This window comes from Bradyrhizobium sp. (assembly GCF_049691595.1).
Taxonomy (GTDB): Bacteria; Pseudomonadota; Alphaproteobacteria; order Rhizobiales; family Xanthobacteraceae; genus Bradyrhizobium.
The window spans coordinates 1-11,610 of sequence record NZ_JBAVNZ010000114.1 but is presented as its reverse complement, the minus strand read 5'-3'; the positions used below and the strand labels follow the sequence as shown (position 1 = coordinate 11,610).

The window sequence follows — 11,610 nt, the reverse complement described above, 5'->3', positions numbered from 1 at the left end:
GGGCGGGATCGTCGGGTGAGAACGCACCGCTTTCGACCGCGATGATGGCGCGCGCCAGCCGCGGCGAGCGGCTGAGGACGTCGGTCGCGTCCAGCCCCTGCTTGCGGCGGATCATGACGTCGCCGGCCTCCAGGCCGAAGATCGCGATGTTTTCCGCACCCACGTGATCGCGGATTTCGATGTTGGCGCCGTCGAGCGTGCCGATGGTCAGCGCGCCGTTCAGCGCGAGCTTCATGTTGCCGGTGCCGGAGGCTTCCATGCCCGCGGTCGAGATCTGTTCGGACAAATCGGCGGCGGGAATGATCACTTCCGCGAGGCTGACATTGTAGTCGGGCAGGAACGCGATCTTCAGGCGGCCGGCGACGGCGGGATCGTTGTTGACGACGTCGGCGACGTCGTTGATCAGCTTGATGATCAGCTTGGCGTAGCGATAGCTCGCCGCCGCCTTGCCGGCGAAGATTTTCACCCGCGGCACCCAGTCGCGATGCGGCTCGTCCCTGATCGCCTGGTACAGCGCCACCGTCTCGATGATGTTGAGCAGTTGCCGCTTGTATTCGTGGATGCGCTTGATCTGGACGTCGAACAGCGCCGAAGGATCGACCTTGATGCCGAGGCGCTCGCCGATCAGCCGCGCCAGCGCCAGCTTGTTGTGATGCTTGACGTCGCGGAACCGCTGCTGGAATGCGTGGTCGCCGGCATGGCTTTCGAGATGTTCGAACAGCGAGAAATCGTCGAGCACGGCCTCGCCGCAGGCCTCGCGGATCAGGCCGGTCAGTTTCGGATTGGCCAGCATCAACCAGCGGCGGAAGGTGATGCCGTTGGTCTTGTTGGTGATGCGGCCGGGATAGAGATGATTGAGATCGTGGAACACGGTCTCCTTCATCAGCTCGGAATGCATCGCCGAGACGCCATTGATGCGGTGCGAGCCGACGAAAGCCAGTTGGCCCATCCGCACCCGGCGGCCGGATTTTTCGTCGATCATCGACACCGAGGCCCTGAAATCCACATCGCCGGGGCAACGCGCGTCGGCGAGCGCCAGATGCGCGACATTGATGCGGTAGATGATTTCGAGGTGCCGCGGCAAGAGCCGTTCGAACAGCTCGACCGGCCAGGTTTCCAGCGCTTCCGGCAGCAGCGTGTGGTTGGTGTAGGACAGCGTCGCCACGGTGATCTTCCAGGCCTCGTCCCAGCGGAAATTGTGCAGGTCGACCAGGATGCGCATCAGCTCGGCGACGGCGAGGCTCGGATGGGTGTCGTTGAGCTGCACCGCGGCCTTTTGGGCAAGGCTGCGCAACTGCCCGTCGGCGGCGAGGTGGCGTTCGACCAGATCCTGCAGCGAGGCGGAGACGAAGAAATATTCCTGACGCAGCCGCAATTCGCGGCCCGCGGCGCTTTCGTCGTTCGGATAGAGGAATTTGCAGATCGATTCGGCACGCGCTTCCTCGGCGACGGCGCCGAGATAGTCGCCGGTGTTGAAGATGTCCAGCTTGAGCGGGTCGGGCGAGCGCGCCGACCACAGCCGCAGCGCGTTGACGTGCTGGCCGCGCCAACCCACGATCGGGGTGTCGTAGGCGACCGCCTGCACGGTTTCCGACGGATGCCATATGGCGCGGTCGCGGCCCTTAACCTCGGCGTGTTCGACGCTGCCGCCGAAATTCACCTGATAGACCACTTCCGGCCGCTGGAATTCCCAGGGGTTGCCAAAACCCAGCCATTCGTCCGGATATTCGTGCTGCCAGCCCTGCGCGATGATCTGGCGGAACAGGCCGAAATCGTAGCGGATGCCGTAGCCGATCGCGGGGATCGCGAGCGTTGCCATGCTCTCCATGAAACAGGCCGCAAGCCGCCCGAGGCCGCCATTGCCGAGCGCTGCGTCCGGCTCGCATTTGCGCAAGTCCGAGAGGCCGACGCCGAGATCGCCGAGCGCGGCCTCGAACACCGGCAGCAGGCCCATGTTGTTCAACGCGTCGGTGAACAGGCGGCCGATCAGGAACTCGAGCGAGAGGTAATAGACCCGCTTGCTGCCGGCGTCATAGCTCCGTTTCTCGGCCGTCAGCCAGCGGTGCACGATGCGGTCGCGCAGCGCCAGCGCCGCCGCCTTGTACCAGTCGCGCCTGGTCGCCATGCCGGCATCCTTGCCGATCGCAAGCCTGAGCTTGGCGAGGATCGCACCCTTGATCTCGGCCAGCGCCAGCTCGTCGATCGACTGACCCGGCGCCGGATGGTTTCCCTGGAATGGTTGATCTGGCAAACCTGAAATCCTGGCTCGTGAGTCCCTGCGAAATGATACGCGCCTTGCACCGCGATCGAAACCGCCTGAAGGATTGTCGTGCACCGCGCGGCCTGATTTTATGCAAGGACCGGGCCGATTTGGCGGCGCCGGGCAGCTGGATTTGGTGATATGATCCCGTCGCGACGGACCAAAGTTCGCCGGAACTCGGGGGAGGATTGCGTCATGAGGTTACTGATCGAGATCGTCGCCACCGCACTGTTGGTCGTCTGCATCAGCGCCACCAGCGCGGCCTTCGCCGCCGGCGCGGCTGCCCGCAGCGCCGATGGCCTGAGCTGCTCCTTCAGCGTCGAGAACAACGCATCGCCCGCCGCGCGCTGCGCGGCGATCGGCCGCCAATGAGGCGGAAAATTTGTCGCCAATTATTGCGGCGACGGGCTGTTGTCGGCGATATGATTTTCTGACGCTGCAACTGGTTGTTTCTCGTTGTCCCGGTATTCCGCCGGGACGACGCTTGGAGAAATACTGGAACAAATTAAGAACAATTTAGTAAGCCATTGATATATAATAGTGATTCGGCGCTATGCTGACACAACATCTAGGGTCTATCCGAGTTTGCGAGGACTACATGTCCACCATTGCCTTCGACTCCTTCGCGCTTACCCGCATCGCCGATTTCGCGCGCTCGCTGTCGCGCCTGCATCAGGCCTCGCGCCGCCACCCCGTCGATGACGACGCGATCGACCGCGAGTTCAACGCCGTCTGCCTTTCGGTGTGGGGCTACACGACCGATGATTTCAGCGATGATCTGTTTTCGCCGGAGGATCACGCCTTTCTCGATTCACTCGACGAGGCGCCTGCGCGCCGCTTCGCCGCCGAGCAGGGCTATGATCTGGTCGACGATCAGGGCATGCTGACGGACTGGTGGGGCTATTGCTGGATGATACTGGCGGAAAAGCGCGGGCTGCTGACGCCGGAAAACCGCGCCGCCTCGCGCGCGGCGATCGAGGAAAAATATCGCTCGGCGCCGAACGTGATCGGCGTCATCGTCGGGCGGTGATCTATCTGATTTCCGCCCGTTTCGCCTTCGGCGCCAACGTCTTCGGCACCACCGTTGGCAGTGCGACGTCGCGGCTGGTCTCCGGCAGCGGAGTATCGGCGACCATCTCCGCACGCACGGGAGCGACCTTCATCTCCCCCAACCGCGCGCGGACGTTGGCGGTGAGGCCGGGATAGGCCGCGACAGGGGTGAAGTCGGCGGTCTGGCTGGCGCCCGGCCGGCCGCCGGTATAGGCGACCAGCCCTTCGGTGGTGGCGATCACGTCGCCGGGGCGCAGCGAGGTGTCGAGCGTGAGGTCGACCGGCGCAAGGCCTGACGGATCGCGTCCATTGCAGGTGCAGTCGGCGCGCAGCGCCTTGCGGTAGGCGAAGGCGTTTTCGCTGTCGGCGTAGCGCTCGCCATGGCTCGACGCCGCGCCCTCGATGGTGCTGCCGTAGAAGACTTTGGTGGCGCTGGCGGGACAGAACGCCTGGCACATCTGGACCGGTGAGGCATTGCCGCGCATGGTCAGCGGAAAATATTTGCCGTCGCAGCTTCGCACGCAAAAGGCGGGCCCGGAGCCGGCCGCGACGCGGGCTGCAGGCTGCGGCTGCTGTTGATTGACGCCGAACGGATCGGCGAAGAAGCTGGCCTGCGGCGAGACCTGCCGCCCCTGCTTGAAGCCGCCGAACAGCAGGTCGAACAGGTTTTCGGCGGAAGCCGGGCTGGGCGCGAGGCCGAGCGGGCCCATAAGCGTGGCGGCCACCAGCCATGCGCGGCGCCACCTGCGCGACAAATAAAACTCTTTACGCAACGCCAACTCCACCCAACGCAACCTTACGCGCCGCGGCAAACATGCCTAAGGCAGGATTCACCATAACGGCGGATGGTAAACGAGGGGTCACCGCGGAACCGGCGACGAAAAAGAAATGCTGCTCTTCTCCCTCTCCCGCTTGCGGGGGAGGGCTGGGGTGGGGGTGTCACCCAGCAACGGAACCGTCAAAATTCGAGGAGAGCTTCCCCTACCCGCCGCGCTATTCGAGCGCGTCGACCTCCCCCGCAAGCGGGAGAGGTAAGGCCATCGCCCGGTCACCCCCTCAAAAATTCGCTGGCCTTGTAGAGCGCGCGGAAGGCAAGGCCCGCTTTGGCAAAGGTTTCGCTCGCGCCTTCCTCGCGATCGACCATGGTCAACACCAGCGCGATCTCGCCGCCGGCATCGCGCACGGCCTCGACCGCCTTCAGCGCCGAGCCGCCGGTGGTGGTGACATCCTCAACGATCACGACGCGCTTGCCTCGCAGGGTTTCGCCCCTGGCGAGACCTTCCACCGCGAGTCGTGCGCCATGTTCCTTCGGCTTCTTGCGCACGAAGAACGCCGCGATCGGGTGGCCCTTGATCCAGGAAAGCTGCGCGATCGCGCCGGCGAGCGGCACCGCGCCCATTTCCAGCCCGCCGACGAAATCGAGATTGTCATCCTTCAGCGCCTCATAGGTCAGTTCCGCCAGCAGCGTCGCGCCTTCGGGATCGAGCATGGTCGGCTTGAGGTTGAAGTAGAAATCGCTTCTGCGGCCCGACGCCAGCGTGATCTCGCCGCGGCCGAACGAGCGCTTGCGGATGATCTCGGCGAGGCGGGCGCGGGCGGCTGATTTGGACAAGGCTTTTTTCCCCGGGATTGGAGGCGCAGTGCAATCTATCGGCGGACGGCCGCACATTCCAGCGCCGATCGCGCGCCGTCAACAGACCGGCGGCTTACCTGCGCGCGGGGACAGCCCGCGGAAAGCGCCGTTGTAACGCCCCGGGGTTCCGGGCTACGGGATAGCCAGGCTTCTGTGGGGAAAGACAAATGACCATCGAACTGCACACCTGGAACACGCCGAACGGCCGCAAGATCAGCGTGGCGCTGGAAGAGATGGGGCTGCCGTACAAGGTGATCCCGGTCAACATCACCAAGGGCGAGCAGATGGCGCCCGCATTTCTGGCGATCAGCCCGAACAACAAGATCCCCGCCATCGTCGATCCCGACGGGCCCGACGGTAAGCGCGTCAGCGTGTTCGAGTCCGGCGCGATCCTGCTCTATCTCGGCGAGAAGACCGGAAAATTCCTGCCAAAACCCCTGATCGAGCGCATCCCGGTCTATGAATGGCTGATGTGGCAGATGGGCGGTTTCGGGCCGATGCCAGGCCAGGTGCACCACTTCATCGCGCTGGAGAACGAGCAGGACCGCGCCTATGGCCTGAAGCGCTATATGGCCGAGACCCGACGGCTTTATGCCGTGCTGGATCGGCGTCTGGCGACCCGCGAATTCGTCGCCGATGCATTATCGGTCGCCGACTTCGCGATCCTCGGCTGGGCATGGCGGCACCCGCGCCACAAGGTCGAGCTTTCGGACTTTCCGAATGTAGAGCGCTGGTACAATGGGTTGATGGCGCGCCCCGCGGTGAAGCGCGGCATGGACGCGAAGCTGGATTGAATTCGGATCCCGCGCCGCTTTTGCGGGGGTCTCGTGTCCCGGACGCGATGCAGCGTTCTTCACGATGCATCGCAGAGCCGGGACCCACGGCGATGGACCCCGGTTCAGCAGCGCACCACGCCGCAAAAACGCGGCGCGCTGCGCTGCATCCGGGGAACGATACCTCGCTCAATGCGCCTCGTCCCAGTTGGTCGCCGCGCGCGCGTCGACCCGCAGCGGCACCGACAGCAGCACGGCCGGGAACGGCGCGTCCTGCATGGTGTGTTGCACCACCGGCAGGGTCGCTGCGACCTCGTCGTCGGGCACCTCGAAAATCAGCTCGTCATGCACCTGCAACAGCATCTGCGCCGACAGCTTCTTCGCGGCCAGCGCGTCTTCCATCCGGGTCATGGCGCGGCGGATGATGTCGGCCGCGGTGCCCTGCAGGCGGGCGTTGATCGCGGCGCGCTCGTTGAAGGAGCGGATCGAGGCGTTAGAGGCCTTGATGTCGGGATAATGACATTTCCTTCCGAACAGCGTCTCGACATAGCCGTGCTTGCGGCAGAATTCGCGCGTCTCATCCATGTAGGCGCGGATGCCCGGAAAGCGCTCGAAATATTTCCTGATGTAGGCGGAAGCCTCCTCGCGGGCGATGCCGAGCTGGTTGGCGAGCCCGAACGCCGAGATGCCGTAGATGATGCCGAAATTGATCGCCTTGGCGCGGCGGCGCACCTCGCCCGGCATATCCTTGATTGGCACGCCGAACATCTCGGACGCGGTCATGGCGTGAATGTCGAGGCCGTCGCGGAACGCCTGTTTGAGCACGGCAATGTCGGCGATCTCGGCCAATAGCCGCAGCTCGATCTGTGAATAATCCGCCGATACCAGCTTGTGGCCGGGCGTGGCGATGAAGGCGCGGCGGATCTTTCGGCCGTCCTCGGTGCGCACCGGAATGTTCTGCAGGTTCGGCTCGTTCGACGACAGCCGCCCGGTGGTGGTCGCCGCCAGCGCGTAGGTGGTGTGGACGCGATGGGTCTGCGGATTGACGTAGGCCGGCAGCGCGTCGGTATAGGTCGATTTCAGTTTAGAGACCTGCCGCCATTCCAGAATCTTCTTGGGAAACTCATGTCCCTGCTCGGCGAGTTCGTCGAGTATCTGCGCCGAGGTGGACCAGGCGCCGGTCTTGGTTTTGGTGCCGCCGGGAATTGCCATCTTGCCGAACAGGATGTCGCCGATCTGCTTGGGGCTGCCGACATTGATCGGCTCGCCTGCGAGTTCCTGAAGCTCGGCTTCGACCCGCGCGGCCGTCTGGGCGAAATCCCCTGATAGCCGCGCCAGCACCTGGCGGTCGATCGAGATGCCGCGCCGTTCCATCCGCGCCAGCACCGAGATCAGCGGCCGCTCCAGGGTCTCATACACCGCGGTCATGCGTTCGGCGACGAGGCGCGGCTTTAACACGCGCCACAGCCGCAAGGTGACGTCGGCGCTCTCCGCCGAATATTCGGTGGCCCTGTCGATTGCGACCTTATCGAAGGTGAGTTTATTCTTGCCGCTGCCGATCAGATCGCCATAGCCGATCGTGGCATGACCAAGCCAGCGTTCAGCCAGGGCGTCGAGACCATGCGCATTGCGGCCGGCGTCCAGCGCGTACGACATCAGCTGCGCGTCGTCATGGTTGCGCAGGGTGATGCCGTGCTGCGCGAGCATCACCGCGCTGAACTTGATGTTGAAGCCGATCTTGACGATGCCTGCCGATTCAAGCAGCGGCTTCAGTGCTGCCAGCGCATCGCCTGCCTTGATCTGGTCCGGTGCTAGGCCGGCGTCGAACAGCCCGGCGCCGCCGCCGGATTGCTTGTGACCGAGCGGGACATAGCAGGCATCGTTTGGCGCGAGCGCCAGCGCAATGCCGGATATCTCCGCCTGCATCGGATCGATCGAGTCCGACATGGCCTCGATGGCGAAATGGCCGACATCGTGCACCCGGCCGATGAAGGCCATGAGCGGATCGAGGCCGCGGATGGTCTGGTACCTGGTGCGATCGACCGGAATTTTTCGCGCGGCTTCGGCGCGCGCGGCGGCGAGCGAGATCGGCGTGCCTTTGAGGCTGGCGGCTTTGTCTTGCCGGTCACCCGACCCTTTGCCCGGTACGCTCCCTCTCCCGCCTGCGGGGGAGGGTCGGGCGTCTCCACGAGCGAACAGGCCCTCGCCCGGATCGCTTTGGCGTGCATCTGCGCTGCCGGACGATCCGACCTCCCCCGCACGCGGGAAAGGTGAAGGAGCGCCACCGCTCATAATGCCCGCATCCGCTTCCACATCCGCCGGATCAATCTGCGAATACTCCGCGACGCGGCGGGTGAGGGTAAAAAATTCCATTGCCTTCAAAAACGCGATCAGCTTGCGCGCGTCGGGCTCGTGCACCGCGAGCTCATCGAGCGGCACGTCGAGATTGACCTTGTCGTCGAGCAGCACGAGCTGCCGCGAGATCCGCGCCTTTTCGGCGTTCTCGATCAGCGCCTCGCGCCGCTTCGGCTGCTTGATCTCGGAGGCGCGCGCGAGCAGCGTTTCGAGATCGCCATATTCGACGATCAGTTGCGCTGCGGTCTTGATGCCGATGCCGGGCACGCCGGGTACGTTGTCGGTGGAATCGCCGGCCAGCGCCTGCACCTCGACCACCTTTTCCGGCGGCACGCCGAATTTCTCGATCACTTCGGGCACGCCGATGCGGCGGTCCTTCATGGTGTCGTACATGGTGACGCAGTCGGTGACGAGCTGCATCAGGTCCTTGTCGGAGGATACGATGGTCGTGGTCGCGCCGCGCTCGCTGGCCTCGCGCGCGTAAGTCGCGATCAGATCGTCGGCCTCGAAGCCGCCCTGCTCGAGGCAGGGCAGGTCGAACGCGCGCACCGCCTCGCGGATCAGCGCGAATTGCGGGATCAGGTCGTCCGGCGCCGGCGGCCGATGCGCCTTGTAATCGGGATAGAGCTGGTTGCGGAAGGTGACTTCGGACTTGTCGAAGATGATGGCCAGATGCGTCGGCCGGTTGTCCTCCGGCATGTCGCGCAACAGCTTCCACAGCATGTTGCAGAAGCCGAGCACGGCATTGACCTGCAGCCCGTCGGACTTGCGGTTCAGCGGCGGCAGCGCATGATAGGCGCGGAAGATGTAGGAGGAACCGTCGACCAGGAAGACATGGTCGCCCTTGGCGGGGACCCTGGCGGCAACGGGTCTTGCGGCGGTTTTGGGGGATGTTTTCGGCATGGCCGAAACTTAAGGATTTTTGCGCGGATTGACAGCCTCCGGAGGAAGATGTGCCGGGATTTTTGTCCTCGCCCGGTGCGATGGAACGGTTGCTTCGGAAGCTGTTCCGTGTCCCCGTTCGGCAACGGGTAGCCGAAAGGACGCCACATGACCGCGCAACTCGACGCACTGATGGAAAAGCTCCGGTCCGTCGAGGCCGAGATCGAGGCCGAGCTGACGAAGCGGCGGGAAGAGCTGCGTTTCCGCCTCGAAAACCGCAGGATCGTGTTCGAGAAGGAGGTGCTGCGGGTTCACCGGGAGATCAAGACGCGCGTGTCGCGCTATCTGATCGAGGCCAGTCCGCTGTCGATCGTGACCGCGCCGGTGATCTACGCGCTGATTGTTCCGATCGCGCTACTCGATATCTCGGTCATGGCCTATCAGGCGATCTGTTTTCCGGTCTACAAGATTCCAAAAGTGCGCCGGCGCGATTACCTCCTCTTCGACCGCCACCATCTGGCCTATCTCAATATCATCGAGAAGATCAATTGCGCCTATTGCTCCTATGCCAATGGCGCGGTCGCGTTCATGCGCGAGGTGGCGGCGCGCACCGAAGTCTACTGGTGTCCGATCAAGCATGCCCGCCGGGTGCTCGGTCCGCACCCGCATTACCGGGGATTTGCCGATTTCGGCGACGCCGAGGGTTTTCGCGCCAAGCTTCGACAGATGAAGGACGGCGTGAAGATCGAGGGCGCGGATTGAATTGTAGATGCCGTCGTCCCGGCTCGCGTTCGCGGGGACGATGCTGTAGCGAGAACTACTCCGCCGCCTGCAACGCGGGCGCGGCCTTTTTCGGCGCGATCCAGAACTGATCCGGACGCTCGAACAGAAAGTCGGCCTCCATCGCCCGCGCGGCGCGCCAGATCGCCAGCGCGCCGGCGACCCCGGCGATGGTGACGATCAGCGAGACCAGGCCGATGTCGGAGATCATGCCGCTGCGCAGCAAGAGCGTCCGGGTCGCGGCCATCGGCAGGAAGAAGGCGAGATAGATGACGATGGAATGCTGGCCGCAATAGCGCAGGAAATTGAGCCAGCGCGCCCGCGCCAGCAACGTGCCGGTGACGATGATCGCGGCGGCGCCGGCAAGGCCGAGGGCGAGCGAGACCAGCGGCCATTCGTCGTAACCGAACTCGACGAGGCTGCCGTTGAAAAGCGCCCATAGCGCCAATCCCGCCAGCGCCAGCGCGGGGCGGGCCCGCGCAGCGTCCGACAACACGAAGACATGGCCCGCGAACAGATAGCCGGAATAGAAATAGACGAAGCGCGCGCCAAATTCGTCGATCGCGGTCCAGCCGGTCGAGATGTGCGCCATTTCCAGCGCCGCCGCCACGGTCCAGACCGCGAGCGGCGGCAAGTTGCGTGTCAGCTTTGTGACAACGAAAAAGATCGGCAGCAGATAGATGAACCACAGCGTGCCGAACGGCTCGATCAGGGATTCCAGATAGAGCCAGCCGACGTGGCTCCAGCTCGTCTCGGCGGCGAAGGAGGGCGCCTTGAAGCCGAACTGGATCGTCACCCACAGCAGGTAGAAATAGCCAAAGTGCACGACCTTGCGGTCGAGATAGGTGCGCCAGTCGCGGTCGATCACGACCGAGAGGAACAGGCCGGAGATCAGGAAGAAATCCGGCATCCGGAACGGTTTGGCAAACATCACGAACAGATGCATGAAGCCGGTCTGGCCGGCGGCCAGTTCGACGCCCAGCACCGAATGCATCATCACGACCATGACGATGCAGATCCCCTTGGCATAGTCCACCCAATCGATGCGCCCGCCCGCCGGAGGCGCGGATCGTTCGGTCGCCGGCGATGTGCCGTTTGGTGTCATCTTTGTCCTGTTTCGGCGCGAGGCGACCGGATCGGTGTCATTCTCCTCTATGCATACAAATTACGTGCCGCTTTCAGGTGCTTTTCCGGTTTCCCCCTTTGCCGCCAAATGCTTTAAGAGGCGGTCGCGTTAACCCTAGGGGAGCAGGTCGTTCGATGCGGATTGCCATGATCGGCACGGGCTATGTGGGGCTGGTGTCCGGCGCGTGTTTTGCGGATTTCGGCCACCACGTCACCTGCGTGGACAAGGATGCCGACAAGATCGCGGCGCTGCATCGTGGCGAAATCCCGATCTTCGAGCCGGGTCTCGATGCGCTGGTGGCGTCCAACGTGAAGGCCAAACGGCTGGATTTTGCGACCGATCTCAAAGCGCCTGTGGCCGAGGCCGACGCGGTGTTCATCGCGGTCGGGACGCCGGCGCGGCGCGGCGATGGCCATGCCGACCTCACCTATGTGTACAGCGCCGCCCGTGAAATTGCTCACGCGCTTTCCGGTTTCACCGTGGTCGTCACCAAGTCGACCGTGCCGGTCGGCACCGGCGACGAAGTCGAACGGCTGATCCGCGAGACCCGCCCCTCGGCCGAAATGGTCGTCGCCTCCAATCCGGAATTCTTGCGCGAGGGCGCGGCGATCCGCGACTTCAAATTCCCGGACCGTATCGTCGTCGGCACCTCGGATGAACGCGCGCGGAAAGTGCTGGGCGATATCTACCGGCCGCTGTCGCTCAACCAGGCGCCTTTGATGTTCACGGCGCGGCGTACCGCGGAATTGAT

General features: G+C 64.0%; 10 protein-coding genes. 5 read left to right on the top strand and 5 right to left on the bottom strand.

Translation table 11 applies throughout. From position 1 onward, the window contains the following. A partial coding sequence (locus tag WCE35_RS05275; protein WP_424592289.1) for a glycogen/starch/alpha-glucan phosphorylase occupies window positions 1-2,251 on the bottom strand: 2,251 nt, incomplete at its 3' end. A 204-nt stretch (window positions 2,252-2,455) separates the two neighbouring features. Between WCE35_RS05275 and WCE35_RS05270 the strand changes: the two genes are divergently transcribed. Both WCE35_RS05270 and WCE35_RS05265 read left to right on the top strand, forming a co-directional pair. Further along, the gene (locus tag WCE35_RS05270; protein WP_424592288.1) at window positions 2,456-2,632 is read left to right on the top strand and encodes a hypothetical protein; all 177 of its coding nucleotides are present in this window, start codon (window positions 2,456-2,458) and stop codon (window positions 2,630-2,632) included. Window positions 2,633-2,858: 226 nt separating this feature from the next. Next, on the top strand, window positions 2,859-3,290 hold the full coding sequence (locus tag WCE35_RS05265) for a hypothetical protein (protein WP_424592287.1): 432 nt from the start codon (window positions 2,859-2,861) through the stop codon (window positions 3,288-3,290). A gap of 1 nt (window position 3,291) precedes the next feature. Here the strand turns inward: WCE35_RS05265 and WCE35_RS05260 are convergent, their stop codons facing one another. Both WCE35_RS05260 and pyrE read right to left on the bottom strand, forming a co-directional pair. Then, complete coding sequence (locus WCE35_RS05260) at window positions 3,292-4,020, bottom strand: DUF2865 domain-containing protein (protein ID WP_424592290.1); 729 nt, start codon at window positions 4,018-4,020, stop codon at window positions 3,292-3,294. A gap of 338 nt (window positions 4,021-4,358) precedes the next feature. Then, window positions 4,359-4,922, bottom strand: coding sequence for an orotate phosphoribosyltransferase (gene pyrE, locus WCE35_RS05255; protein ID WP_424592286.1), 564 nt, complete (start codon window positions 4,920-4,922; stop codon window positions 4,359-4,361). A gap of 188 nt (window positions 4,923-5,110) precedes the next feature. Between pyrE and WCE35_RS05250 the strand changes: the two genes are divergently transcribed. Next, complete coding sequence (locus tag WCE35_RS05250) at window positions 5,111-5,737, top strand: glutathione S-transferase family protein (protein ID WP_424592285.1); 627 nt, start codon at window positions 5,111-5,113, stop codon at window positions 5,735-5,737. A gap of 168 nt (window positions 5,738-5,905) precedes the next feature. Here the strand turns inward: WCE35_RS05250 and polA are convergent, their stop codons facing one another. Beyond that, entirely contained in the window at window positions 5,906-8,974 is a 3,069-nt protein-coding gene (gene polA, locus WCE35_RS05245; protein WP_424592284.1) for a DNA polymerase I, read from the bottom strand. Between the two features lie 147 nt (window positions 8,975-9,121). On the opposite strand from polA, the gene WCE35_RS05240 reads away from it, so the two are divergent. Beyond that, entirely contained in the window at window positions 9,122-9,715 is a 594-nt protein-coding gene (locus tag WCE35_RS05240; RefSeq protein WP_424592283.1) for a hypothetical protein, read from the top strand. Window positions 9,716-9,770: 55 nt separating this feature from the next. Here the strand turns inward: WCE35_RS05240 and WCE35_RS05235 are convergent, their stop codons facing one another. Next, entirely contained in the window at window positions 9,771-10,838 is a 1,068-nt protein-coding gene (locus WCE35_RS05235) for an acyltransferase family protein (protein WP_424592282.1), read from the bottom strand. 155 nt (window positions 10,839-10,993) lie between these two features. Between WCE35_RS05235 and WCE35_RS05230 the strand changes: the two genes are divergently transcribed. Then, on the top strand, window positions 10,994-11,610 hold a 617-nt coding region (locus WCE35_RS05230; RefSeq protein WP_424592281.1), incomplete at its 3' end, for a nucleotide sugar dehydrogenase.

Bases quoted from the DNA above. Each gene is read 5' to 3' on its own strand.
- WCE35_RS05270 (WP_424592288.1), top strand. From the start codon at position 2,456: ATGAGGTTACTGATCGAGATCGTCGCCACCGCACTGTTGGTCGTCTGC.
- WCE35_RS05265 (WP_424592287.1), top strand. From the start codon at position 2,859: ATGTCCACCATTGCCTTCGACTCCTTCGCGCTTACCCGCATCGCCGAT.
- WCE35_RS05260 (WP_424592290.1), bottom strand. From the start codon at position 4,020: ATGGGCCCGCTCGGCCTCGCGCCCAGCCCGGCTTCCGCCGAAAACCTG.
- WCE35_RS05250 (WP_424592285.1), top strand. From the start codon at position 5,111: ATGACCATCGAACTGCACACCTGGAACACGCCGAACGGCCGCAAGATC.
- polA (WP_424592284.1), bottom strand. From the start codon at position 8,974: ATGCCGAAAACATCCCCCAAAACCGCCGCAAGACCCGTTGCCGCCAGG.
- WCE35_RS05240 (WP_424592283.1), top strand. From the start codon at position 9,122: ATGACCGCGCAACTCGACGCACTGATGGAAAAGCTCCGGTCCGTCGAG.
- WCE35_RS05235 (WP_424592282.1), bottom strand. From the start codon at position 10,838: ATGACACCAAACGGCACATCGCCGGCGACCGAACGATCCGCGCCTCCG.